This window comes from Pseudomonas sp. B414, assembly GCF_055408445.1.
The window spans coordinates 187,046-211,765 of record NZ_JBUZTQ010000004.1; the positions used below are offsets into that span (position 1 = coordinate 187,046).

A 24,720-nucleotide genomic window follows, 5' to 3' on the forward strand; every position below is an offset into this window, starting at 1 on the left:
TGAAAAAATGGATCGACACCGGGCTTGCTCGCCCAGGCCGTTATCAACTGTCTGCGCGGGTGCCCAGGCCCATGGCCTGGCGGGCAAACCAGCGCTTGGCCGGTGGCAACAGGTCAAGGCCCAGCAGGCCGAGATTGCGCCCAAAGGACACCAGTGGCTGCTCACTGCCAAACACCCGCGTTACCTTGTCGGAAAAACCGATGGTCAATTGCTGGTCGAGTTGTTGCGCCTGTTGATAACTCAACAGGGTGGCGAAATCACCGGGCTTTTTATCACTGGCCAGCAAGGCATCGGCCAACGCCTGGGCATCACGCAGGGACAGGTTGAAACCCTGACCGGCAATCGGATGCAGGCTGTGGGCCGCATTACCCAAGACCGCCAGATGCGGGCGTACCTGTTCTTGCGCTTCGATCAGCGTAAGCGGGTAAAGATGCCGTGCACCGACCTGTTTAAGCGTGCCTAGACGATAGCCGAAAACACCCTGCAACTCGCTGAGAAAGCTGCGTTCGTCCAAGGCCGCCAGGCGCTGCGCATCCATGCCCAGGCGGGTCCACACCAGTGCGCAGCGGTTATCCGGCAGCGGCAGCAAGGCCATCGGCCCTTCGTCGGTGAAACGCTCGAAGGCCATCCCGCCGTGGGGTTGGCTTGGGGTGATATTGGCAATCAGCGCGCTCTGGTTGTAAGGCTGCTGACGCACATGGATGCCCAACTGCTCGCGCAAGCCCGAACGGCCGCCATCGGCCAGTACGGCAAGGTCGCAGTCCAGGCTGGTCTCGTCGTTGAGGGTCAGGCGATAGCCGTCTTCGAGCGGCTGCATGTGGATAACTTCAGCCGGGCATCGCCAACTGATTACCTCCGGGTCCAGGCTTTTCCACAGGCACTGGCCCAACCAGGCGTTTTCGACCACATAACCCAGCGCCGGCACCCCTTCTTCGCTGGCCGACAGCCGCGCCGTGGAGAAACGGCCGCGGTCGGACACGTGAATGTCCTTGATCGGTTCGCCGCGCTCGGCAACCGACTGCCACAGGCCCAAGCGCTCGTAGATAAGCCGGGCGCCATAACTGAGGGCCGAGGAACGGGCGTCGTAGCTGGGCTGATAGCTGTTGCCAGGAGCGAAGGGTTCGATCAACACGATCTTCCACCCACGAGCCTTGGCCCCGGCCTGCAACGCCAGCGCCAGGCTCGCACCCACCAGACCGCCACCAATAATGGCCAGATTGACCCGACTCATGCCGCGCTCGCCATCAACGCTTCGATTTCGGCGACGGTTTTTGGCACGTCGCCGCTGAGGATTTCACAGCCGTGTTTGGTGACCACTACGTCGTCCTCGATTCGCACACCGATGCCGCGCCATTTTTTCGCGACATTCAGGTTGTTCGGGCTGATATAGATGCCCGGCTCGACGGTCAGGGTCATGCCGACTTCCAGCACACGCCATTCACCGCCAACCTTGTATTCACCCACGTCATGCACATCCAGCCCCAGCCAGTGGCCAGCGCGGTGCATGTAAAAGTCCTTGTAGGCCTCGCTGGCAATCAGCTCACCGACGTCGCCCTGCAACAAGCCCAACTCCACCAGCCCGGCGGTAATCACCTGGACAGTCGCTTCGTGGGCCTGATTCCAGTGTTTGTCGGGGGCGATTTCAGCAAAGGCGGCCTCTTGAGCAGCCAGTACCAGCTCGTAAATGGCCTTTTGCTCTGCCGAAAACCTGCCGTTCACCGGAAAGGTGCGGCTGATATCGCTGGCGTAGCAGTCAATCTCACAGCCGGCATCAATCAACACCAGATCGCCACCCTTGAGCAGGGCGTCGTTCTCCTGGTAATGCAGGATGCAGCTGTTATCGCCAGAGGCGACGATCGAGCCATAGGCTGGCATTTTTGCCCCACTTTTACGAAATTCGTAATCCAGTTCAGCTTCAAGGCTGTACTCATGCAAGCCGGCGCGGCTGGCCTGCATGGCACGCACATGGGCACGGGCCGAGATTTGCGCGGCGTGACGCATAACCTTGAGTTCTGCTGCCGACTTATACAGGCGCATATCATGCAGCAGATGATCCAGAGCAACGAATTCGTTGGGCGGCCGGGCGCCGAGGCTAGCCTTGGAGCGGATGGTGTTGATCCATTCCATCAGGTTGCGATCGAATTCCGGGTTGCCGCCCATCGCCGAATACACCCGGTCGCGGCCCTCAATCAGGCCTGGCAGGATGTCGTCGATATCGCTGATGGGGAATGCGTCATCGGCGCCGAAGTCGCGGATCGCGCCCTCTTGCCCGGCCCGCAAGCCATCCCAGAGTTCACGTTCGGCATTGCGCTCGCGGCAAAACAGCACGTACTCACCGTGAACCCGGCCCGGGATCAACACGATCACGGCCGCAGGCTCGGGGAAGCCGCTCAGATACTGGAAATTGCTGTCTTGACGGTAAACATGTTCGACATCGCGATTGCGAATCGCCACTGCCGCTGCGGGCAGTATCGCAATGCTGTTGGGCTCCATCTGCGCCATGAGTGCCTTGCGGCGACGTGCGTATTCCGGTTTCGGGATATGGATCATGGGCAGACGGGTTCCCTCTTGGCGATCAATCAGTGCAGCGAAGGCTTGGCTGCAGCAGGTTCAGCGGTTTTTTTGGTTTCGGTGAACAGCAACAGCGGCGCGACGCGCAGGTATTCCATCACTTCCATGTAGTCGCTTTCGCCGTCTTCGGACTCTTCCAGTGCATCTTGCACCTGGGCGATAGCGGCCAGGTCACGCAGCACTTCGTTGGCTTCATCGCTCAGCGAGTAAGCACGGCGAGTCAGGCCGAAACCGGACAAGAAGCCCTGGCACCACTGGCCCAAGGCAGCAGCACGGTCCGCCAACGGGGCATCGTCGGTTGGCAGCAACAGCACGACGGTCATGTCGTCGCTGGTCAGTTCGCCCTTGACCATCTCTTGCAATCCGATCAAGGCATTGCGTACGTTGTCTTGTGGCTCGCCTGCCAGCAGCTCGGCGGCTTCAACCAGCCAGCCGTCGGCATCAAAGCCGGCGCCAGCACAACTGCGGCCCAACAGGTGGCCATGCAGTTCAGCAGGCGAAACGGAGTGGCCGCTGGCGGTCAGCAGGGTAACAAAGGCTTGATACGGGGAATTCTGAATAGGCATGGTCAGCTAGGCGCCAAGCGGCGCTATGTCTAGAATGGAGGGCTCGTATCCTAGCATCGGCAGACGTGCCAGACCATCGAGGCGTCAGTCACCACCCATCAGAAAACACACAGTAGGACACAATGGAAGACAACGACCTGCATGCACTGATGGCCAGACTCGAGTTGCTTATTAGCCGGGTCGAGCAACTAAACCGTCAAAACGGACTCTTAATTGCTCAGGAAAAGACTTGGCGCGAGGAACGCGCGCACCTCATTGAAAAAAACGAAATCGCCCGACACAAGGTGGAATCGATGATTTCGCGTCTCAAAGCCCTGGAGCAAGACTCATGAGTTCAAGCAGTAGCGTCACCGTGCATATCCTCGATAAAGAATATTCGATCATGTGCCCCCAGGAAGAACGGAGCAATCTGGTGAGCGCAGCCCGCTACCTGGACGGCAAAATGCGTGAAATCCGCAGCAGCGGCAAAGTCATCGGTGCCGACCGTATCGCCGTGATGGCTGCGTTGAATATCACCCACGATCTGCTGCACAAGCAGGAAGTCGCCGAAGTTCAGACCAGCAGCTCCACCCGCGAACAGGTGCGCGACCTGCTGGACCGCGTTGATCTGGTGCTGGCCACTGATCCGAACGAACGTCAAAGCTGATTCAAAACGTTACTTTGGGGTATACTCGCGCCACTCCCTGGAGTATTCGCCAGTTAGCGATGTCCCTGAGCCGATTCGCACTACCCTGGAGCTTGCACGTTGGGCCGGTGTGCATGTCCGCTAGACGGAAAGCCTTAAGGTCTACTGCAACTTCCACCTTGAACTTTCGGGTTCAAGGGCCAAGCCGACAGCGGTACGTCGGGGAGCCTGATTTCCTAGCGCAATGCCAGCCACCTGCTGGCATTGGCTTGCACGAGCCACCGCCCGGTGAACTCGATCCTGAACAGCACGCCATATGAACGAACCTGCGCCGCCTACCCGCCCGCAACTTCGCCGAATGCTGCGCAAAGCCCGCCGCGACCTTTCGCCCTGCGAGCAACGCCAGGCCGCCCGCGGCCTGTACCGGCAACTGGCGCAACACCCGCTGTTTCGCCGCGCCAAACATATCGCTCTGTACCTGCCCACTGACGGTGAAATCGACCCGCGCCTGTTGCTGCGCGAAGCTCAGCGTCGGGGCAAGATCACCTATCTGCCGGTGCTCAGCGCCTGGCCAAAGACCAAAATGGTGTTCCAGCGGGTAGCCCCCGGCGAAAAGCTGATCCCCAACCGTTTCCGGATTCTCGAACCACGTATCAACCGCGCACGCCAACGCAAGATCTGGGCACTGGATCTGGTGCTGCTGCCGCTGGTGGGGTTTGATGCAACAGGGGGGCGACTGGGCATGGGTGGCGGTTTTTATGACCGCAGCCTGGCCTATCAGGCCAGACGCCAAAGCTGGCGCAAGCCGACGCTATTGGGGCTGGCCCACGAATGTCAGAAAGTCGAGAGCCTGGCCCAGGCCAGTTGGGATGTCCCATTGCAGGGCACGGTCTCGGACAGGCAGTGGTACGTTGCCCACTGACATGCCTTCAATCAAGGTCTAGCGTTTGAACGGTTGTACTTGCTGTTGCGCCAGTTCGATCGGCGCGTCGCTTGAATTCGACCACAAACTTTGCGCATAGCCCGTTGTAACCACACCCAAACCGAACAAAATAACCAACATCCACAGTAGATCCGGTTTGCGTTTCATCGATTGCCCTCCTTCAGGCAAATCAACACGATGACAGCAACGGTTTTTGTTATAGGCCGTGCAGCAGCGTCAAGCTTAAAAGGGCGGCATTTTGCGGCAACACGAAGACACACGCAAACGCTGGCGTCAACCGACTGTCGGTTTATTAAAATATAGTCGGGCAAATTAACCACAGCATGTTTCTGGAGTAAAAAAATGGCCTATTGGTTGATGAAATCCGAGCCCGACGAGTTCTCGATCAAGGATTTGCAAAAACTCGGCGAGGCTCGCTGGGACGGCGTGCGCAACTATCAGGCGCGCAACTTCATCCGGGCCATGGCAGTGGGTGACCTGTTCTTTTTCTACCACTCCAGTTGCCCCGAACCGGGTATTGCCGGAGTTGGGCGCATTGTCCAGGCGGCTTATCCGGACCCGACCGCCCTCGACCCCGAAAGTCATTACTACGACCCGAAGGCCAGCGCCGAGAAAAACCCGTGGAGCGCGCTGCAAGTGGCTCATGAGCAAACCTTCCCCCGAGTGATCAAGCTCGACTATCTCAAACAGCAAACCGCCCTGGCCGAAATGCCGCTGGTGCAAAAAGGCAGCCGCCTTTCGGTGATGCCAGTAACTGCTGAGCAGTGGGCAGTGGTGATGGGGTTGTTGTAGAGCCCTAAGCTCCCACAATTAAGCAACATCCTGTATTCACGTCTACGCTCTGGACTTCCTTTGACTGGCATCAAGTCGAAATCGCCTTGAAACCTTCAAACTAGAGCGCTCTGTGACACAGGATGTCGGCATGTCTAGCAATCACCGTCTTTCCCATTATTTCGTTATCCCTTTGGCTGCCTTGCTGATCGCAGCAGGCGGGTTCGGTTATTGGAAATCCCAGCACGACCGCCTTCCTGAAGGCATCAGCATGGGTAACGGTCGGCTTGAAGCCACTGAAGTACAGATCGCAGCCAAAACCCCGGGGCGCCTGGCCGAAGTACTGGTCGACGAAGGCGATCGGGTGACCCAGGGCCAACTGCTGGCGCGCATGGACACCCGCACCCTGGAAGCCAGTCGCGCACAAGCCCAGGCTGAAGTGCTGCGCGCCCGCCAGACCCTGGCTGCCAACGAAGCCAACGTGCAATTGCGCCAGAGTGAAAGGCTGCTGGCCAGCCAGGAACTCAAGCGCTTTCGCCAATTGGCCCAGCGTGGTTTTGCCAGCGGCCAGCAACTGGACCAGCAACAGGCCCGGTTCGACACCAGCAATGCCGCAGTGACCGCGGCACAAGCCCAGGTCGCCGCCGCCAGGGCCGCGATCGGCTCATCCGAAGCACAGGTCGCGCAACTGACCAGCGAAATCGATGACAGCAGCCTGCGCGCGCCCATCAATGGCGTGATCCAGTTGCGCCTGGCCGAACCCGGCGAAGTACTGGGAGCTGGGGGCCGGGTGTTTATGCTGATCGACCCGAGCGACCAGTACATGAACCTGTACATGCCCGCGTCAGTGGTTGGCAAGCTGACCGTAGGTGCCGACGCGCGCATTGTGCTCGACGCCCTGCCCGACCGGGCGCTGCCGGCCAAAATCGCATTCGTTGCGGCCAAATCCCAGTTCACCCCCAAAGAGGTGGAAACCCGCGACGAGCGGCAAAAACTGGTGTTCCGGGTCAAGCTGCGCCTTACCGATCCAAGCGCCGTGCCGCAGGCCAAACCGGGCATGCCGGGTGCGGGTTATGTGCGCACCGCCGATGTACCGTGGCCGGCTAACCTGCAATGAGCGACCTGGCCCTCAACGCCAGTGGCATCAGCCATTGGTACGGCAAACAGCAGGCGCTGCTCGATATCACCTTCAGCCTGCCCAAAGGCACACGCTGCGGCTTGATCGGCCCCGATGGCGCGGGCAAGTCGAGCCTGCTGGGGCTGATTGCCGGGGTCAAGAAACTGCAGCACGGCACCCTTGAGGTGCTCGGCGGCCCGATAGACAATCGCCGCCATCGCAACACCCTTTACCCGTTGATCGCCTTTATGCCCCAGGGCCTGGGCGGCAACCTCTACCCCGAACTGTCGATCAGCGAAAATATCCGTTTTTTCGGCACCCTGTTCGGCCTGTCGAAAGACGACTGCGAACAGCGCATGGCCGAACTGCTCAAGGCCACCGATCTGGAGCGCTTTGCCGAGCGCCCGGCGGGCAAGCTATCGGGGGGAATGAAGCAAAAGCTCGGGCTGTGCTGCGCCTTGATTCACGAACCGGACTTGCTGATCCTCGACGAGCCCACCACCGGCGTTGACCCCCTGTCGCGGCGGCGGTTCTGGGAGCTGGTGGACGACGTACGCAGCCAGCGCCCTCAACTTACGTTGCTGGTGGCAACGGCCTATATGGAAGAAGCCGAGCAGTTTGAACACTGCCTGATGCTCGATCGCGGCAAACTGATTGCCGCCGGTTTAAGCCAGGAGCTGGCCGCCGTCACCACCACCGGCAAGCTCGACGAAGCCTTTACCCACTATCAGGGCGACAGCGGCCACAGCAACGAGCCGTTGGTAATCCCGCCCCGCACCAGCGACAACAGCGATATCGCCATTGAAGCCCACGACCTGACACTCAAATTCGGCGACTTCACCGCCGTCAACAAAGTCAGCTTTGCCATCGGCCGAGGCGAGATTTTCGGCTTTCTGGGCTCCAACGGCTGCGGCAAGACCACCACCATGAAAGTCCTTACCGGGCTGATGCCGGCCACCGAAGGCAGCGCCAAATTGCTGGGCAACCCGGTCAATGCCAAAGACCTGGCCACCCGTAAGCGCGTGGGTTTCATGTCGCAAAGCTTCTCGTTGTATGGCGAATTGAGCGTGCGCCAAAACCTGGTGCTGCACGCACAACTGTTCGACTTGCCCAAGGAAGACAGCCAGGCCCGTATCGAAGAATTGATCGAGCGTTTCGACCTGGGCGCTGTTGCCACACAACAGTCCGGCGAACTGCCGCTGGGGCTGCGTCAGCGCCTGTCACTGGCGGTGGCCGTGCTCCATCGCCCGGAAGTGCTGATCCTCGACGAACCGACCTCAGGCGTCGACCCGGCCGCCCGCGATGACTTCTGGCGCTTGCTGATCGAGTTATCCCGCGAGCAAGGGGTGACCATCTTCCTGTCCACCCACTTTATGAACGAGGCCCAGCGCTGCGACCGCATCTCGTTGATGCACGCGGGCAAGGTGCTGGCCTGCGACACCCCCGATGCGTTGCAGCAACAGTTCAAGGGCGACACTCTCGAAGCGGCGTTTGTTACCTGCCTGGAGCAAGCACAAAACGATCAGAGCGCCAGCCCCGCTCCAGGGGCAGAACCGGTGGCCGCGGCGGTCAATGCAGCGCCTCCGGTGAGCAAAAAAGGCTTTAGCCTGACCCGGCTGATCGCCGTGGCCAGCCGCGAATCCAAGGAATTGCTGCGCGACAAGGTGCGTATGGCCTTCGCCTTGCTGGGCGCTGTGTTCATGATGGTGATTTTTGGTTACGGCATTTCCCTCGACGTCGAGAACCTCGCCTTCGCCGTCTACGATCAGGACCAGAGCCCGCAAAGTCGCGCCTACCTCGAAGCCTTCCGCAGCTCACGCTATTTTGAAGAACACGCGCCCATCCGCAGCGCTGACGAATTGCACAAACGCCTGCAACGCTCGGAAATCAAAATCGCCCTGGAGATTCCGCCAGGCTTTGGCCGTGACCTGTACGCAGGGCGCCAGCCCACAGTTGCGGCATGGCTCGATGGCGGCATGCCATTTCGCGCCGAAACCAGCCGCAACTATGTCGAAGCAGTACACAGCGCCAACCTGGAACAACTGGCCACACAAAGCAGCCCGGCGCAAAACAAACAGGCAGCGGCCAAGCTCGAAACCCGCTTTCGCTACAACCAGGACGTAATCAGCGTCAATGCCATCGGCCCCGGCGTGATGGCACTGATCCTGGCGTTTATCCCGGCCATGCTGACCGCGCTGGGCATCGTGCGTGAAAAGGAGCTGGGGTCGATTACCAACTTCTATGCCACGCCCCTGACCCGCCTTGAGTTCCTGCTCGGCAAGCAGGCGCCGTATCTGGCCGTAAGCCTGGTCAACCTGGCCTTGCTGGTGGCGATGAACCGCTGGCTGTTCGGCGTGCCGTTCAAGGGCAGCGGCCTCACCCTGGCCTTGGGCGGGCTGCTGTATGTGCTGGCGACCACCAGCATGGGCCTGCTGATTTCGGCTTTCACCCGCACCCAGATCGCCGCGATTCTGGGCACCATGATCATCACCAGCTTACCGACCATTCAATTCTCCGGACTGATCGTGCCGCGCTCCTCGCTGGACGGTTCGGCGGCGCTGATGGGCATGCTGTTCCCGGCAGGGCACTTCCTTGATATTGCCGTGGGCACCTTTACCAAGGCTCTGGACCTGCGCCAGCTGTGGCCGCAGTGCCTGGCACTGCTGGGGTTCTTTGTTGCCTTTACCGGGCTGAGCCTGATCATGCTGAAGAAGCAGGAGGTTTGATGCACAAGCTCTCGCACATCCTGCGCCTTGGCCTTAAAGAGCTGACCAGCCTGCGCCACGACAGCGTGTTGCTGCTGTTTTTGTTCTACGCCTTCACCGTGGCCATTTACATGCCCGCGGCCGGTTCGATTATCGGCGTACACAACGCCAGCGTAGCCATCGTCGATGAAGACCACAGCGCCTTGTCGCGCAAGCTCGCCGAATCGCTGCTGCCCCCTGAGTTCCAGGCCCCGCAAGCCCTGCCGTATAACCAACTGGACCAGTCGATGGACAGCGGCCAGTACACCTTTGTGATCAACGTACCGGCCAATTTCCAGGCTGACTTGCTGGCCGGGCGTGAACCGAGCGTGCAGGTCAACGTCGATGCCACGGCCATGAGCCAGGCGTTTATGGGGGCCGGTTATATCGGGCGGATTTTCCAGCGCGAATTGCTCAATTACAGCGGGCAAGCCGACGCAGCAACAAAAACCCCCGTTCTGATCAGCAACCGCGCGCTGTTCAACCCCAACCTGGAGGGCGGCTGGTTTTTGGCCGTGATCCAGATCGTCAACAACATCACCATCCTGGCCATTGTGCTGACGGGCACCGCCCTGCTGCGCGAGCGCGAGCATGGCACTCTCGACCACTTGCTGGTGCTGCCGCTGACGGCGCTGGAAATCATGCTGGCAAAAATATGGAGCAATATGCTGGTGGTGGTGCTGTGCACCTGGATATCGCTGGAAGTGGTAGTGAAGTGGGCGTTGGGCGTACCGCTAGCGGGATCGTTGACCCTGTTTTTGCTGGTCACCGCGCTGTACCTGTTTGCCAGTACCGCACTGGGGATCTTCCTTGCGACGCTGGCCCGCTCAACCCCGCAATTCGGTTTGCTGGCGATCCCGGTGATCATCCCGATGCTCTTGCTTTCGGGCGGCAGCACGCCGCTGGACAGCATGCCGCAATGGCTGCAATGGGTGATGCAGTGCTCACCATCGACCCACTTTGTCAGCTTGGGCGCGGCGATCTTGTTCCGCGATGCGGGGGTGAATGTGGTGTGGCCGGACTTGCTGGCACTGGCGGGTATCGGTCTGGTTTTCTTTGCGATTGCACTGGCGCGGTTCCGCAAAAGCCTTGCCTCGTAACCTGTGTGAGCAGGCTTGCCTGCGATGGCATCAACGCAGTTTTCCTGGCTGACTGCGCTCAGATTTTGTGTTCGGCGCAAAACTTGTGGGAGCTGGCTTGCCTGCGATGGCAGCACCTCGGTTTGCCTGACAGACCGCATCGTCTGCATCGCGAGCAAGTCGAATCGTCGCACCGCCGCTCCCACAAATCCCGTATCAAGGTTGTTACTCCTTACTGAACAATCAAATTATTGAACAGCAGATCGTCCACCATCGGCTTGCCAGTTTCGTCGGTCATCACCTGCTGGATCTGCTTCAAGGCCTCCTGACGCAGCTTCTCCTTGGCCTCGACGCTGCCCAGGGTTTCGCTGGTCTGCTGGGTAAACAGCCCCACTAGCTGGTTACGGATCAACGGGTCATTGGCCTTGACCGCCTTGGCCGCGTCGGCCCCCGTCACGCGCAAGGAAATATCGGCCTTGTACACCTTGAGCTTCGTGCCGCCATCCAGGCCGTAATTACCCACAAACGGCGGGCTCAGGGTGATATAGCTGACCTTGTCGCCACCTTCTTGCGCCTCTTCCCCTACCGCCGCCATCGGCAAAGCCAGGGCCAGCATCAACACGATCCACGCTTTCACAATTCGCTCCTTTGCCCGGTTTGAGGGCAAGCATACGGGCCTGCCTGCGGGCCTATCTAGCGTTATCGGCCAACAAGCGACTTACTTGTGCCTGCCGCCGTTAGCAATAGTTCCTGAACACTCTCGGGCAACATGTCGACAAACTTGCGGCTGCCTTTACGCTGGCACGCTCTAACTACCGTTCTAGCGTCCCGCGAAAGTTCGTACATGGCAGTCGACAACTGATTGAGTGAATACAGCCCGGCCTCAAAACCCTCAATCAATCGGTTGCGGGCCTGACGGAACAACGTCAGTTCATCCAGAGGCAGGTCGATACCGCGACGAATATAAGCCTTAACTTCGCGGTTCAACTTGAGACAGGTTGCGCTGCTGAAATCGGGCTCTTCTGCCCATGTATCAAGCGCTACAAACAACACCAAAAAACACAGCAGATATTTCATCGCATCACCCCGGAGCCGTGCGCATATGGCTGCAAAGGGGGAAATTCTATTGAGACCTTGCCCGGCTGTTTAGTTCACGAACTCCGATCCCGTCGTGGGAGGGTTCCGATTGAAGCTACGGTCATCGCTCACTCAAATATCCCCCGCCGATGGATTCGCTATGTCTGTGGCTGGGTTTCAGATAGACCGAAAGCGCATTCAGCCTGCAGGTAGTTTTATACCCAGGCGACATGTTCATAAGTGAAAGTCATAAGTAGGATTTTTCCCTCAACTCCAAAGGACAAGGCCTGTCATTTTCAGTAACGAAAATGTAACGTTCGGCACCGCCGATATAACAAGAAATTTGGAGCTCTTGAATGTTTGCTTTTTTCCGACCTGCCGCACACCAGGCTCCCCTGCCTGAAGAAAAAATAGACAGCACTTACCGACGACTGCGCTGGCAGATTTTTGCCGGTATCTTTTTCGGCTACGCGGGTTACTACCTGCTGCGCAAAAACTTCTCGCTGGCCATGCCCTACCTGATTGACGAGGGTTATACCCGGGGTCAACTGGGCGTGGCGATGTCTGCGATTGCCATTGCCTACGGTTTGTCCAAGTTCCTTATGGGACTGGTATCCGACCGCTCTAACCCGCGCTTCTTTCTGCCCTTTGGCTTGATGATCTCAGCGGGAGTGATGTTCATTTTCGGTTTCGCACCTTGGGCAACGTCCAGCGTGACCATGATGTTCATCTTGCTGTTTATCAACGGCTGGGCCCAGGGCATGGGCTGGCCACCCAGTGGCCGCACCATGGTGCACTGGTGGTCGCAGAAGGAACGCGGCGGTGTGGTATCGGTATGGAACGTGGCCCACAACGTGGGCGGCGGCCTGATCGGCCCGCTGTTTTTGCTGGGCATGGCCTGGTTCAACGACTGGCACGCAGCCTTCTATGTGCCTGCCACGGTAGCCCTGGTGGTGGCGCTGTTTGCGTTTATCACCATGCGCGACACCCCGCAGTCCGTCGGTCTGCCGCCGATCGAGCAGTACAAGAATGATTACCCGGCGGGTTACGACTCCAGCCACGAAGACGAATTCAGCGCCAAAGAGATCTTCGTCAAATACGTGCTGCGTAACAAAATGCTCTGGTATATCGCCCTGGCCAACGTGTTCGTCTACCTGCTGCGCTACGGCGTACTGGACTGGGCGCCGACCTACCTGAAAGAAGCCAAGCACTTCACGGTGGACACCACCTCGTGGGCATACTTCTTCTACGAATGGGCGGGGATTCCGGGCACGCTGTTGTGCGGCTGGATGTCGGACAAGATTTTCCGCGGTAATCGCGGCCTCACCGGCATTGTGTTTATGTCGCTGGTGACCGTCGCTACCCTGGTTTACTGGCTCAACCCGCCGGGCAACCCGACCGTGGACATGATTGCGCTGTTCTCGATCGGCTTCCTGATTTACGGGCCGGTGATGCTGATCGGTTTACAGGCGCTGGAACTGGCACCGAAGAAAGCCGCCGGTACTGCCGCGGGCTTTACCGGGCTGTTCGGCTACCTTGGCGGCTCGGTCGCAGCCAGTGCGGCCATGGGCTATCTGGTGGACCACTTCGGTTGGGATGGCGGTTTTGTACTGCTGATCAGCGCGTGCCTGTTGGCTATCGCCTTTATGATCCCGACGCTGCGCCACAAAAACCAGGCCAGCGAAGAACGTGCGGTGACGGCGCCCGCTTAAGGCGTATTCGTTACACAGCGCTTGAGCCGCGCCTCCAGGTTTCGATCTGGCATGGCGTGGTTGCGCAAGGCGCTTACAGTCTGCTCGACATAATCGCGAGTAGTGCCGTAGCGCCCGCTGGCGTTGGCCAGCACCTGGCTCAACACGCCATCCGGCAGGTTGCCCGCATAACTGGGCAAATGCCGCTCCAGCACAAACCCCAAAGCTTGTACCTGAGTGCCATCTTCCAGCCGGCAGGTGAGCCAGTGCGGCCGATACGAGGGCACCGGCATTTCCCGCAGCCACAGAGCATGCAGCGAAGCTTCAAGGTTCTCTTGCGCCAAGCGGTAAGCAAAACCACTGCAGGAACCACCCCGGTCCAGACCAAACACCAAACCCGGCCATTGTGGGGTGCCACGATGCTCGTGGGACCACAAATACAGCCCGCGATGGTAGCCATGCACCCGCCCGCGCACGCGCTCGACCGCTGTGCACTCGGGGCGCCAGATCAATGAACCGTAAGCAAACAGCCACACTGGCCCGCCTTGATGGCGCGCCATGGTGCTGTGCATGGAGTTGAGCAATTGTTCCGGGGTCAACGGCGCGCCGAGATCGAGTCGCGGCGGATAAGCCAGATTCAGGCAGACAGATTCACGGGTAGTTATCGCAGATGGCATTGGGCCCTACAGGCATTACATGCAGTAAACAAAATAACGACACGAATCTTATAGCACCAAATACTCTATAGCCCGCGCAGCAAGACGTATGGCGCGGCAGCTCCAAGGGGCAACTACACAAAACCCTGTTTCGTTCAGGAGATATTCAAGCCAACCCTTTATAGTTGCCAGCCGCAGGCGCATACCCAAATGAGGTCGTTATATGAAAAAGATTGGGCTTTGCTTCCTGTTGATCCTGGCGTATGCCAGTTCAGCTCTGGCACAAGATGGCACACAGCAAAAAGAAGACGGATTCTGGTATCTGCAAACCAGTGTCTACACCCGGCACTTTTCCCCGGACTCCGAGCACAACAACAATCAGGACCTGATCGGTCTTGAGCGCCATGACGCTTCCGGCTGGTTGTTCGGCGGCGCAACCTTTCGCAACTCGTTCCGCCAGCGTTCGTATTACGCCTACGCAGGCAAGCGTTTCGATAGCGACACTTATCCGGTGTATTTGAAGCTCACAGGCGGCCTGCTGGAAGGCTACCACGGCGAATATCAGGACAAGATCCCGCTCAACCGCTTCGGCGTGGCCCCGGTGATCATCCCCTCGGTCGGGGCCTATTACGGCCCGGTAGCCGCCGAGTTGGTGTTGCTCGGCTTCAATGCCGCGATGATTACCACCGGTTTACGCTTCTAGGGAGAAATCCTGAGCACAGGGTAAAACCTGTGGGAGCGGGCTTGCTCGCGATGCAGGCGGTGGGGTTTACCTGTAGCACCGCGCAGAGACCATCGCAGGCAAGCCAGCTCCCACAAGGGTTAGGCAAGCACACTCAAGTCCGCGGGCAGTAGGCAAACACATCGGCGCGCATCTGGTGCGCGTCCATGCCAGCAGCCACCAGCGCATCCAGAGTGCCGTAAATCATCGCCGGCGAGCCGCTGGCGTACACATGCACGCTGGCCAGGTCGCTGATGTCTTCGCACACGGCCTCGTGCAACATGCCACAGCGCCCTTCCCAGCCACACAGATCACTCACCACCTTGTGCAGGAACAGGTTGGGGATTTTCTCCCAATCAGCCCACTCTTCCAGGGTGTAGAAATCTTCAGGCCGACGCACGCCCCAATACAAATGCACCGGGTGCTTGAAGCCCTTGGCCCGACAATGCTCGATCAGGCTGTGCATTTGCGCCATGCCGGTACCGGCAGCGATCAGGACCAGCGGACCGTCCGGCAGTTCGGACAAATGCGTGTCACCAAACGGCAGCTCAAGGCGAACCATTTTGTTGCGCTGCAATTGCTCGATCAGGCGCCGGGCGCTGTCTTCTCGCACCAGTACATGCAGCTCAAGGTCGCGCCCGGAATGCGGGGCGCTGGCCAGTGAAAACGCCGACTTGTCGCCATTTTCACGTTCCAGCATCACATATTGCCCGGCGTGATAACGCGGCGGCTTGCCCGCAGGCGCGCGCAAACGCACCCGCCACACATCGCCACCCATATCGACACATTCGGTCAACTGACACGCCAGGCTACGCACCGGTAATTCTCCCAACGCAAGCACGCCATCCCACAACACCACACAGTCTTCAAGCGGGGCCGCCAGGCAGGTATAAAATTCGCCGTGATCGCGCACATCGCCCGCCTGCTCCACCTGGCCTTCAACCAGCAAGGCCGCACATACGTGGCAATTACCATTGCGACAGCTCTGCGGGCATTCATAGCCCAAACGCTGCGCCGCATCCAGAATTCGCTCGCCAGGCAAGGTTTCCAGCACCGCACCTGAAGGCTGCAAGGTTACACGCATCAATCTATTCCTAATTGATTCCAGATGTCATCGATCCGGCGAGTGACCGCCTCATCCTTGACGATAACCCGACCCCATTCGCGAGTGGTTTCACCCGGCCATTTGTTGGTCGCATCCAGCCCCATCTTCGAGCCCAGGCCGGAAACCGGCGAGGCAAAGTCGAGGTAGTCGATTGGCGTGTTGTCGATCATCACCGTGTCGCGCTTGGGGTCCATGCGCGTGGTAATGGCCCAGATCACGTCGTTCCAGTCGCGGGCATTGATATCATCGTCGGTGACGATAACGAATTTGGTGTACATAAACTGGCGTAAAAACGACCACACACCCAGCATTACGCGCTTGGCGTGCCCCGGGTACTGCTTTTTCATGGTCACGATGGCCATGCGGTACGAGCAGCCTTCGGGCGGCAGGTAGAAGTCGGTAATTTCCGGAAACTGCTTTTGCAGGATCGGCACAAACACTTCGTTCAACGCCACACCCAGAATCGCCGGCTCATCCGGTGGACGGCCGGTGTAGGTGCTGTGATAGATCGGCTTGACCCGATGAGTGATGCGCTCGACGGTAAACACCGGGAAGCTGTCGACTTCGTTGTAGTAGCCGGTGTGGTCACCGTACGGGCCTTCAGGCGCCATTTCGCCGGGATGGATCACGCCTTCGAGGATGATTTCTGCAGTGGCAGGCACTTGCAGGTCATTGCCGCGACACTTCACCAACTCGGTGCGATTGCCCCGCAGCAAGCCAGCGAATGCGTACTCGGACAGGCTGTCGGGCACAGGGGTCACGGCGCCGAGGATGGTCGCCGGGTCTGCGCCCAGGGCCACCGATACCGGGAATGGCTGGCCCGGGTGTTTTTCGCACCAGTCGCGGTAATCCAGCGCACCGCCACGGTGGCTCAACCAGCGCATGATGACCTTGTTGCGGCCAATCACCTGCTGGCGATAAATCCCGAGGTTCTGGCGGTCCTTGTTCGGACCTTTGGTCACGGTCAGGCCCCAGGTAATCAGCGGCGCCACGTCGCCCGGCCAGCAATGCTGCACCGGCAACAGGCCGAGGTCGACATCATCACCCTCAATGACCACTTCCTGGCACACCGCGTCCTTGACGACTTTCGGGGCCATGGCAATGATCTTGCGGAAGATTGGCAGCTTGGACCACGCGTCTTTCAGACCTTTAGGCGGCTCGGGTTCCTTTAGGAACGCCAGCAGCTTGCCGATTTCGCGCAGTTCACTGACGGCTTCGGCGCCCATGCCCAAGGCCACGCGCTCCGGTGTACCAAACAGATTACCGAGCACGGGAATGTCGTAGCCCACCGGGTTTTCGAACAGTAAAGCCGGGCCTTTTGCGCGCAAAGTGCGGTCGCAGATTTCTGTCATTTCCAGCTTGGGAGACACCGGAACCTGGATACGCTTGAGTTCGCCGCGTTTTTCCAGACCGCTGATAAAGTCGCGCAAGTCGCGATACTGCATGCTTGAGCCTCGTATTGGCCGGGCGTTGGGAGACAGAGTTTAGCGCCCAAGTCGGCTGTTCAGAAGAGAGAGCTGCCCGCTTCAAGAAAGGTCAGACAGCAAAAAGCCGGGTTTCCCCGGCTTTTGCTTGGCTTCCGGCGATTTACTTGCGTTTCATCGACAGGAAGAACTCATCGTTGGTCTTGGTCTGCTTCAGCTTGTCGATCAAGAACTCGATAGCAGCGACTTCGTCCATCGGGTGCAACAGCTTGCGCAGGATCCACATGCGTTGCAACTCGTCGTCTGCGGTCAGCAACTCTTCGCGGCGAGTGCCGGAACGGTTGATATTGATCGCTGGGAAGACGCGTTTTTCAGCAATTTTACGATCCAGAGGCAGTTCCATGTTGCCGGTGCCTTTGAACTCTTCGTAGATCACTTCATCCATCTTCGAGCCGGTTTCAACCAGCGCGGTAGCGATGATGGTCAGCGAGCCGCCTTCTTCGATGTTTCGCGCAGCACCGAAGAAACGCTTTGGCTTCTCAAGGGCGTGAGCATCGACACCACCGGTCAGTACCTTGCCGGAGCTCGGGATAACGGTGTTGTAGGCACGGGCCAGACGAGTGATGGAGTCGAGCAGGATCACCACGTCTTTTTTGTGTTCGACCAGGCGTTTGGCCTTCTCGATCACCATTTCAGCAACCTGCACGTGGCGGGTTGGTGGCTCGTCGAAAGTGGAAGCAACCACTTCGCCGCGCACGGTACGCTGCATTTCGGTTACTTCTTCCGGGCGCTCGTCGATCAACAGAACGATCAAGTGCACTTCAGGGTTGTTACGCGAAATGTTCGACGCAATGTTCTGCAGCATGATGGTCTTGCCCGCTTTTGGCGGAGCAACGATCAGACCGCGCTGACCTTTACCGATCGGAGCGCAGAGGTCGATCACACGACCGGTCAAATCTTCGGTGGAACCGTTACCGATTTCCATCTTCATGCGTACGGTCGGGAACAGCGGAGTCAAGTTCTCGAAGAGAATCTTGTTTTTCGCGTTCTCGGGACGATCGTAGTTGATCGTGTCGACTTTCAGCAGTGCGAAGTACCGCTCGCCTTCTTTTGGCGGGCGAATTTTACCGACGATGGTGTCGCCGGTGCGCAAGTTGAAGCGTCGAATCTGGCTTGGCGAGACGTAGATATCGTCCGGGCCGGCCAGGTAAGAGGCATCAGCGGAGCGCAGGAAGCCGAAGCCGTCCTGGAGAATCTCCAGCACGCCATCACCGGAGATTTCCTCGCCGCTTTTCGCGTGCTTTTTGAGCAGGGAGAAAATCACGTCCTGCTTGCGCGAACGGGCCATATTTTCTATGCCCATCTGTTCGGCCAATTCGAGCAGTTCGGTAATCGGCTTTTGCTTGAGTTCAGTCAGGTTCATATAGGAATGACGTAATCATTTATGGAGGGGGAAATTAAGCTTTTGGCTTAATGAGGCCGCGCCGCAGAGAAGGCGACAGGATCGCGTACTAATTCGATAAGGAGTGCGTCGGCGACGGCTTGCAGGGGGCAGTGGAGAAACCAGTGCGGGGCCGAATGTACCACTTGAGTTTCATAGCGTCTAGTCCTTGAGCCATGAAAAAGCCCCGCATTTAGCGGGGCTTTTATCGACGCTTAGATATTGGCGTCGAGGAATGCAGCCAACTGCGACTTCGACAGCGCACCAACCTTGGTGGCTTCGACGTTGCCGTTCTTGAACAGCATCAACGTAGGAATACCGCGTACGCCGTGCTTGGCCGGGGTTTCCTGGTTTTCATCAATGTTCAGCTTGGCAACAGTCAGCTTGCCTTTGTAAGTCTCTGCGATCTCGTCCAGAACTGGCGCGATCATTTTGCAAGGGCCACACCATTCAGCCCAGTAGTCGACCAGTACAGCGCCTTCAGCCTTGAGAACATCGGCCTCAAAGCTAGCGTCGGTGACGTGTTTAATAAGATCGCTGCTCATGGAAGTCTCCGTGGTTGTAAGCAAAAACGTAGCACATCATAGCTGTCATCCTCGCGTTCAGGAAGGCGAGGAACGATTGACTCTCACTATAGTGGTGCATGAGTGCGGGTATCGCCCGTTTCAGGAGCCATCAGGGGTGACAAAGACAATCCCGGTGCGCGAAGCCGCCTGACGAATGTGCTCGCTCATGGCCTTGTGCGCCGGGCCGCTGGCGTGACGGGCCAGCGCCCGGAGGATTTTGCGGTGCTCCTGCCAGGTTTCCATCACCCGCTCCCGGCGGATAAACGGTAGCTTCTGGCTTTCCAGAAAAATATCGGCGCGGGTGATCAGCATGGTAGCCATCGCCTGGTTACCGCTGGCGCGCAGGATCAATTGATGGAACTCGAAGTCCAATCGGGCTGCGCGCTCGAAATCCTCGCCGCGCAACTCAAGGCGCATCGCCTCGACATTGTCTTGCAGAACATCCAGCTCGTCGCGGGTCAACCGAGTGGCCGCCAGCCCTGCGGCAAAGCCTTCCAGCGCATAACGCAGCTGGAAAATATCCTGCGGGCAGGCCTGGGCGGCAAAGGGCCAATCCATTGCTGCCTGTGCAGACTCATCTGCCGCTTGCACATACACGCCTTTGCCCGGCTGCACGCTGATCACGCCCAATGCGCTGAGTGAGGACAAAGCCTCGCGCAACGAGGCCCGGCTAACACCCAACTGGATGGCCAATTCACGCTGCGACGGCAGGGCATCGCCGGGTGCATAGGCGTTTTCGGTGATCAATTTACGAATGGCCAGCAACGCCACTTCGGGTACGGCGCGTGCGCTTGAATTCATCAAAAATCGGCTTGATCAGTTCAGGAAAGCCCTAGTTGTAAAGCTATTGTCAGCGCCCGGCAAGTCACGCCCCAAGCCGGTTCAAGCCTTGAGGCGCACGCCCGATTGAGGTGCAAAAACCGAACCCGCTGTTCAGACCAGTCAGACCGCCGCAACCCTTCTGAAATCAGCCTTCACGCGCATAAAAGCCCTGTTGGCATGGCCTGTGCTCTGCCCACAGCAGACACCACCGCCCGCCCGTTCCCGGAGAGTTGCCATGACCCAGCGTTACAGCGCCCTGATTTGCGCCTTGTTCGCCAGCCTGATGCTGAGCCAGGCCCCGGCTCACGCCAACAACCTTGATGATGTAATTGCGCGTGGCACGCTGAAAGTTGCCGTGCCGCAGGATTTCCCGCCCTTCGGCTCGGTAGGCCCCGATATGAAGCCCCGCGGGCTGGATATCGACACCGCCAGACTGCTGGCCGAGCAACTCAAGGTCAAGCTTGAACTGACGCCCGTCAACAGCACCAATCGCGTGCCTTACCTGACCACCGGTAAAGTCGATGTGGTGATCTCCAGCCTGGGCAAAAACCCGGATCGTGAGAAAGTCATCGATTTCTCCCACGCTTATGCGCCGTTCTACCTCGGCGTATTTGGCCCACCGGATGCACAAATAAAGACGCTGGATGACCTCAAGGGTAAAACCATCAGCGTCACCCGCGGTGCCATCGAAGACATCGAGCTGACTAACGTGGCCCCTGCCGGCGTCACCATCAAACGCTTCGAAGACAACAACTCAACCATCGCCGCCTATCTGGCAGGCCAGGTGGATCTGATCGCCAGCGGCAACGTGGTAATGGTCACCATCAGTGAGCGCAACCCCAAGCGCATCCCGGCAATGAAACTCAAACTCAAGGATTCGCCTGTCTATGTGGGCGTCAACAAGGGCCAGCCCGAACTGCTGGACAAGGTGAACCAGATTCTCGCCACGGCCAAGGCTGACGGCAGCCTGGAGAAAAACGCGCTGCAATGGCTTAAAGAGCCGCTGCCAGCCGACCTCTGACCCATTGCGACGAGATCCATCATGGCTTATCAGTTCGACTTTTTACCGGTACTGCAGAACAGCGACCTGTTATTGCGCGGCGCCCTGTTCACCCTGGAATTGACGGCTATCGGCACACTCTTCGGCGTCGGCCTGGGGATTGTCGGTGCCGTGGTGCGGGCGTGGAATATCCGACCTTTTGCGGCGCTGTTCGGGGTGTATGTCGAGTTGATTCGCAACACGCCGTTTCTGGTGCAGTTGTTCTTTATCTTCTTCGGTCTGCCGGGCCTGGGCGTGCATATCAGTGAATGGCAGGCCGCCGTGCTGGCAATGGTGATCAACCTGGGGGCCTATTCCACCGAGATCATTCGCGCAGGCATTCAGGCAATCCCCAAGGGCCAGCTGGAGGCGGCAGCCGCGCTGGCCATGAGCCGATTCGAGACATTCCGTTATGTGGTGCTGCAACCGGCGCTGGCCAAGGTCTGGCCGGCACTGAGCAGCCAGATCATCATCGTGATGCTCGGTTCTGCGGTCTGTTCGCAAATTGCCACTGAAGAGCTGAGTTTTTTCGCCAACTTTATTCAGTCGCGCAACTTCCGGGCATTTGAAACCTATGCCCTGACCACCTTGATTTATCTGTGCATGGCCTTGCTGATCCGCCAGTTGCTGAACGGGTTCGGCCGCCGCTACCTGACCAGGAGCCGCTGATGGACTTCACCTTCTGGGACATCGTGCGCAATTTGCTGATGGGTTTGCAGTGGACGGCAGCCTTGTCACTGGTCGCCTTTATCGGCGGCGGCCTGATCGGCTTGCTGGTGCTGCTGATGCGCATCTCCAAAAGCCGCTTCGCCCGCACACTGGCACGCGGCTATATAGAGCTGTTTCAAGGCACGCCCTTGCTGATGCAGTTGTTTTTGATCTTCTTTGGGGTCGCCTTGCTGGGCATCGATATCTCGCCGTGGATGGCCGCAGCGCTGGCCCTGACATTGTTTACCAGCGCCTATCTGGCCGAAATCTGGCGCGGCTGCGTCGAATCGATTGCCCACGGCCAGTGGGAGGCCTCGGCCAGCCTGGCGATGAGCCCGCTTGAGCAGTTGCGCCATGTGATCCTGCCGCAAGCCTTGCGGGTGGCCGTCGCGCCGACCGTGGGCTTTTCGGTGCAGGTCATCAAGGGCACCGCAGTAACGTCGATTATTGGTTTCACCGAGCTGACCAAGACCGGCAGCATGCTGGCCAATGCCACTTTCGAGCCCTTTATGGTCTACGGCCTGGTGGCGCTCGGTTACTTCCTTTTGTGCTACCCCCTGTCGCTCAGTGCGCGCTATCTGGAAAGGAGACTGCATGCCTCTGCTTAGAGTTACCGCCCTGCATAAATACTACGGCGACCATCACGTGCTTAAAGGCATCGACCTGACGGTCGAACAGGGCCAGGTAGTCGCGATCATCGGTCGCAGCGGTTCGGGCAAGAGCACCCTGCTCAGAACCCTCAACGGCCTGGAGTCGATCAACGACGGGGTGATTGAAGTCGACGACGAATACCTGGACGCCGCCCGCGCCGACTTGCGCAGCCTGCGCCAGAAGGTCGGCATGGTGTTTCAGCAATTCAACCTGTTCCCGCACCTGAGCGTGGGTGAAAACGTCATGCTTGCCCCGCAAGTGGTGCAAAAAGTACCCAGGGCCAAGGCCGCCGAGCTGGCGCGGCAGATGCTGGAGCGGGTGGGCCTGGGCGACAAGTTCGATGCCTTCCCCGAGCGCCTGTCGGGCGGGCAACAGCAACGGGTAGCGATTGCCCGGGCGCTGGCCATGTCACCCAAGGTACTGCTGTGCGACGAGATCACCTCGGCACTGGACCCGGAGCTGGTCAATGAAGTGCTCAGCGTGGTGCGCCAACTGGCCCGTGAAGGCATGACGCTGATTATGGTGACCCACGAAATGCGCTTTGCCCGTGAAGTCGGCGACAAGCTGGTGTTTATGCACCAGGGCAAGGTGCATGAGGTGGGGGACCCGAAAGTGCTGTTCGCTGCGCCGCGAACCCCGGAACTGGCGAATTTTATCGGGACGGTGGAGGTGAACGGATAAGCGCATCACGCCCGCTCCCACAGGTGATGTGGTGCTTTAATCGCACATAAAAAAAAGAATTGTCCCGGAACAACTAACGTCATTTCTTTAGTGCTCCATATCAATGCATCTGACATCGCGCGTTGGCGCGCGCCTTTGATCGTGGCACGATGGCCTAGTTATCGACCGAGACCCCTCAACCATGCCCCAATCCCAAGCAAGGAATCCGTCCCTGATCGCCGCCATTGATCTGGGTTCTAACAGCTTTCACATGGTGGTGGCCAAGGCTCAGAACGGCGAAATCCGCATTCTTGAACGTCTTGGTGAAAAGGTGCAGCTAGCTGCCGGCATCGACGAAGAACGCAGACTCACCGAAGAATCCATGCAGCGCGGGCTCGATTGCCTCAAGCGTTTCGCCCAGCTGATCAACGGTATGCCACTGGGTGCTGTGCGCATCGTGGGTACCAACGCCTTGCGTGAAGCGCGCAACCGCAACGAATTTATCGTGCGTGCCGAAGAAATCCTCGGCCACACCGTCGAAGTGATTTCGGGTCGTGAAGAAGCACGCCTGATCTATCTCGGCGTGTCCCATACCCTCGCCGACACACCGGGCAAACGCCTGGTAGCCGACATTGGCGGTGGCAGTACCGAATTTATCATTGGCCAGCGATTTGAACCGCTGCTGCGCGAAAGCCTGCAGATGGGTTGCGTGAGCTTTACCCAGCGTTACTTCCGTGACGGCAAGATCACCCCGGCCCGCTACGCCCAGGCGTACACGGCGGCGCGTCTTGAAATCATGAGCATTGAACACGCCCTGCACCGTTTGACCTGGGATGAAGCCATCGGCTCCTCGGGCACCATTCGCGCCATTGGCCTGGCCCTCAAGGCCGGTGGTCATGGCAATGGCGAGGTCAACGCCGAAGGCCTGTCCTGGCTCAAGCGCAAGCTGTTCAAGCTGGGTGAAGTAGACAAAATCGACTTTGAAGGCATCAAGCCTGACCGTCGTACCATCTTCCCGGCCGGGCTGGCGATCCTTGAAGCAGTGTTCGACGCCCTTGAATTGCAGCGTATGGATCACTGTGACGGCGCTCTGCGTGAAGGCGTGCTCTACGACCTGCTGGGGCGCCATCACCATGAAGACGTGCGTGAGCGCACCCTCAGCTCGCTGATGGACCGCTATCACGTCGACCGCGAGCAAGCTGCACGGGTTGAACGCAAGGCCCTGCGTGCCTTTGATCAAGTGGCCAAGTCGTGGGACCTCAAAGACGGCATCTGGCGTGAACTGCTGAGCTGGGCGGCCAAGGTGCATGAAGTGGGGCTGGATATTGCCCACTATCACTACCACAAACACGGCGCCTACCTGATCGAACACTCCGACCTTGCCGGTTTCTCACGCGAAGACCAGCTAATGCTCGCACTGCTGGTGCGCGGTCATCGTCGCAATATTCCAAAGGACAAGTTCGCCGAGTTCGGCGCGGACGGCATCAAGCTGATCCGCCTGTGCGTGCTGTTGCGTTTTGCGATCCTGTTTTACCACATCCGTGGCAACCAGGAAGCTTCGCAGGTCAAGCTGCGCGCCGAGGGCGATCATCTGGAAGTGATCTTCCCCGAAGGCTGGCTGGAACAGAACCCGCTGACCCAGGCCGACTTCGAGCAAGAAGCACAGTGGCTGACCCGAGTCGGGATTGTGTTAACGGTTTCGTAACCCGGCACAACTCAACTCACCTGTGGGAGCGGGCTTGC

26 protein-coding genes and 1 other RNA gene are annotated in these 24,720 nt (G+C 58.9%); 15 read left to right on the forward strand and 12 right to left on the reverse strand.

The features are described from left to right. Window positions 1–43: 43 nt before the first annotated feature. Genes ubiH through ACZRMH_RS05555 form a run of 3 tightly spaced genes read right to left on the reverse strand, consistent with a single transcriptional unit; the run spans window position 44 to window position 3,137 of the window. Window positions 44–1,231 (reverse strand): 2-octaprenyl-6-methoxyphenyl hydroxylase, encoded by a 1,188-nt coding sequence (ubiH, locus tag ACZRMH_RS05545; RefSeq protein WP_464012532.1) that lies wholly within the window; start codon window positions 1,229–1,231, stop codon window positions 44–46. Then, window positions 1,228–2,550: a Xaa-Pro aminopeptidase gene (gene pepP, locus ACZRMH_RS05550; RefSeq protein WP_464012533.1), complete on the reverse strand. Its 1,323-nt coding sequence runs from the start codon at window positions 2,548–2,550 to the stop codon at window positions 1,228–1,230. Before pepP ends, ubiH begins: the two co-directional genes overlap by 4 nt. Window positions 2,551–2,579: 29 nt before the next feature. Beyond that, window positions 2,580–3,137, reverse strand: coding sequence for a YecA/YgfB family protein (locus ACZRMH_RS05555; RefSeq protein ID WP_464012534.1), 558 nt, complete (start codon window positions 3,135–3,137; stop codon window positions 2,580–2,582). Between the two features lie 122 nt (window positions 3,138–3,259). Here ACZRMH_RS05555 and ACZRMH_RS05560 point away from each other — a divergent pair, with 122 nt between their 5' ends. The 4 genes from ACZRMH_RS05560 to ACZRMH_RS05575 all read left to right on the forward strand — a co-directional run bounded on the left by ACZRMH_RS05560 (window position 3,260) and on the right by ACZRMH_RS05575 (window position 4,684). Continuing rightward, a complete protein-coding gene (locus ACZRMH_RS05560) occupies window positions 3,260–3,469 on the forward strand; it encodes a TIGR02449 family protein (RefSeq protein ID WP_464012535.1) in 210 nt (69 codons plus the stop codon). Then, on the forward strand, window positions 3,466–3,783 hold the full coding sequence (locus tag ACZRMH_RS05565; RefSeq protein WP_016783033.1) for a cell division protein ZapA: 318 nt from the start codon (window positions 3,466–3,468) through the stop codon (window positions 3,781–3,783). Before ACZRMH_RS05560 ends, ACZRMH_RS05565 begins: the two co-directional genes overlap by 4 nt. Before the next feature lie 31 nt (window positions 3,784–3,814). Continuing rightward, window positions 3,815–3,992: non-coding RNA, 6S RNA (gene ssrS / locus ACZRMH_RS05570), on the forward strand. Window positions 3,993–4,078: 86 nt separating this feature from the next. Beyond that, window positions 4,079–4,684: a 5-formyltetrahydrofolate cyclo-ligase gene (locus ACZRMH_RS05575; protein ID WP_464012536.1), complete on the forward strand. Its 606-nt coding sequence runs from the start codon at window positions 4,079–4,081 to the stop codon at window positions 4,682–4,684. Between the two features lie 18 nt (window positions 4,685–4,702). Here the strand turns inward: ACZRMH_RS05575 and ACZRMH_RS05580 are convergent, their stop codons facing one another. After that, window positions 4,703–4,852 carry a hypothetical protein gene (locus ACZRMH_RS05580; protein WP_016783031.1) on the reverse strand — a complete coding sequence of 50 codons (150 nt, stop codon included), beginning with the start codon at window positions 4,850–4,852 and terminating at the stop codon, window positions 4,703–4,705. Between the two features lie 195 nt (window positions 4,853–5,047). Here ACZRMH_RS05580 and ACZRMH_RS05585 point away from each other — a divergent pair, with 195 nt between their 5' ends. The 4 genes from ACZRMH_RS05585 (at window position 5,048) to ACZRMH_RS05600 (ending at window position 10,437) form a co-directional block, all read left to right on the forward strand. Further along, the gene (locus tag ACZRMH_RS05585) at window positions 5,048–5,497 is read left to right on the forward strand and encodes an EVE domain-containing protein (RefSeq protein WP_464012537.1); all 450 of its coding nucleotides are present in this window, start codon (window positions 5,048–5,050) and stop codon (window positions 5,495–5,497) included. 130 nt (window positions 5,498–5,627) lie between these two features. Beyond that, window positions 5,628–6,593: an HlyD family secretion protein gene (locus tag ACZRMH_RS05590; RefSeq protein ID WP_464012538.1), complete on the forward strand. Its 966-nt coding sequence runs from the start codon at window positions 5,628–5,630 to the stop codon at window positions 6,591–6,593. Beyond that, a complete protein-coding gene (gene rbbA / locus ACZRMH_RS05595) occupies window positions 6,590–9,319 on the forward strand; it encodes a ribosome-associated ATPase/putative transporter RbbA (protein ID WP_464012539.1) in 2,730 nt (909 codons plus the stop codon). Before ACZRMH_RS05590 ends, rbbA begins: the two co-directional genes overlap by 4 nt. Beyond that, window positions 9,319–10,437, forward strand: coding sequence for an ABC transporter permease (locus tag ACZRMH_RS05600; protein WP_464012540.1), 1,119 nt, complete (start codon window positions 9,319–9,321; stop codon window positions 10,435–10,437). The genes rbbA and ACZRMH_RS05600 overlap by 1 nt, the downstream gene beginning before the upstream one ends. A 211-nt stretch (window positions 10,438–10,648) precedes the next feature. On the opposite strand, the gene ACZRMH_RS05605 is transcribed toward ACZRMH_RS05600, so the two are convergent. Further along, a complete protein-coding gene (locus ACZRMH_RS05605; RefSeq protein ID WP_464012541.1) occupies window positions 10,649–11,053 on the reverse strand; it encodes a flagellar basal body-associated protein FliL in 405 nt (134 codons plus the stop codon). A gap of 62 nt (window positions 11,054–11,115) precedes the next feature. Further along, the gene (locus ACZRMH_RS05610) at window positions 11,116–11,493 is read right to left on the reverse strand and encodes a hypothetical protein (RefSeq protein ID WP_464012542.1); all 378 of its coding nucleotides are present in this window, start codon (window positions 11,491–11,493) and stop codon (window positions 11,116–11,118) included. Between the two features lie 356 nt (window positions 11,494–11,849). Here ACZRMH_RS05610 and glpT point away from each other — a divergent pair, with 356 nt between their 5' ends. Further along, a complete protein-coding gene (gene glpT, locus ACZRMH_RS05615; protein WP_464012543.1) occupies window positions 11,850–13,205 on the forward strand; it encodes a glycerol-3-phosphate transporter in 1,356 nt (451 codons plus the stop codon). Here the strand turns inward: glpT and ACZRMH_RS05620 are convergent. After that, a complete protein-coding gene (locus ACZRMH_RS05620; RefSeq protein ID WP_464012544.1) occupies window positions 13,202–13,861 on the reverse strand; it encodes a gamma-glutamylcyclotransferase in 660 nt (219 codons plus the stop codon). The genes glpT and ACZRMH_RS05620 overlap by 4 nt on opposite strands. A gap of 202 nt (window positions 13,862–14,063) precedes the next feature. Here ACZRMH_RS05620 and ACZRMH_RS05625 point away from each other — a divergent pair, with 202 nt between their 5' ends. After that, window positions 14,064–14,543: a sn-glycerol-3-phosphate transporter gene (locus ACZRMH_RS05625; protein WP_464012545.1), complete on the forward strand. Its 480-nt coding sequence runs from the start codon at window positions 14,064–14,066 to the stop codon at window positions 14,541–14,543. 133 nt (window positions 14,544–14,676) lie between these two features. Here the strand turns inward: ACZRMH_RS05625 and ACZRMH_RS05630 are convergent, their stop codons facing one another. From ACZRMH_RS05630 to ACZRMH_RS05650, 5 genes are all read right to left on the reverse strand, one after another. Then, the gene (locus ACZRMH_RS05630; RefSeq protein WP_464012546.1) at window positions 14,677–15,645 is read right to left on the reverse strand and encodes a CDP-6-deoxy-delta-3,4-glucoseen reductase; all 969 of its coding nucleotides are present in this window, start codon (window positions 15,643–15,645) and stop codon (window positions 14,677–14,679) included. Next, window positions 15,645–17,111 (reverse strand): 4-hydroxy-3-polyprenylbenzoate decarboxylase, encoded by a 1,467-nt coding sequence (gene ubiD / locus ACZRMH_RS05635; protein WP_464012547.1) that lies wholly within the window; start codon window positions 17,109–17,111, stop codon window positions 15,645–15,647. The genes ACZRMH_RS05630 and ubiD overlap by 1 nt, the downstream gene beginning before the upstream one ends. A gap of 142 nt (window positions 17,112–17,253) precedes the next feature. Then, window positions 17,254–18,513 carry a transcription termination factor Rho gene (rho, locus tag ACZRMH_RS05640; RefSeq protein WP_003438291.1) on the reverse strand — a complete coding sequence of 420 codons (1,260 nt, stop codon included), beginning with the start codon at window positions 18,511–18,513 and terminating at the stop codon, window positions 17,254–17,256. 233 nt (window positions 18,514–18,746) lie between these two features. Next, a complete protein-coding gene (gene trxA / locus ACZRMH_RS05645; RefSeq protein ID WP_016783018.1) occupies window positions 18,747–19,076 on the reverse strand; it encodes a thioredoxin TrxA in 330 nt (109 codons plus the stop codon). 120 nt (window positions 19,077–19,196) lie between these two features. Next, window positions 19,197–19,898, reverse strand: coding sequence for a FadR/GntR family transcriptional regulator (locus ACZRMH_RS05650; RefSeq protein WP_464012548.1), 702 nt, complete (start codon window positions 19,896–19,898; stop codon window positions 19,197–19,199). Between the two features lie 256 nt (window positions 19,899–20,154). On the opposite strand from ACZRMH_RS05650, the gene ACZRMH_RS05655 reads away from it, so the two are divergent. From ACZRMH_RS05655 to ppx, 5 genes are all read left to right on the forward strand, one after another. Then, entirely contained in the window at window positions 20,155–20,940 is a 786-nt protein-coding gene (locus ACZRMH_RS05655) for a transporter substrate-binding domain-containing protein (protein ID WP_464012549.1), read from the forward strand. Window positions 20,941–20,961: 21 nt separating this feature from the next. Next, on the forward strand, window positions 20,962–21,627 hold the full coding sequence (locus ACZRMH_RS05660) for an amino acid ABC transporter permease (protein ID WP_464012550.1): 666 nt from the start codon (window positions 20,962–20,964) through the stop codon (window positions 21,625–21,627). Further along, on the forward strand, window positions 21,624–22,274 hold the full coding sequence (locus ACZRMH_RS05665; RefSeq protein WP_464012601.1) for an amino acid ABC transporter permease: 651 nt from the start codon (window positions 21,624–21,626) through the stop codon (window positions 22,272–22,274). Before ACZRMH_RS05660 ends, ACZRMH_RS05665 begins: the two co-directional genes overlap by 4 nt. After that, on the forward strand, window positions 22,261–22,998 hold the full coding sequence (locus tag ACZRMH_RS05670; RefSeq protein WP_464012551.1) for an amino acid ABC transporter ATP-binding protein: 738 nt from the start codon (window positions 22,261–22,263) through the stop codon (window positions 22,996–22,998). The genes ACZRMH_RS05665 and ACZRMH_RS05670 overlap by 14 nt, the downstream gene beginning before the upstream one ends. A gap of 181 nt (window positions 22,999–23,179) precedes the next feature. After that, complete coding sequence (gene ppx, locus ACZRMH_RS05675) at window positions 23,180–24,682, forward strand: exopolyphosphatase (protein ID WP_464012552.1); 1,503 nt, start codon at window positions 23,180–23,182, stop codon at window positions 24,680–24,682. The last annotated feature ends 38 nt before the right edge of the window (window positions 24,683–24,720 follow it).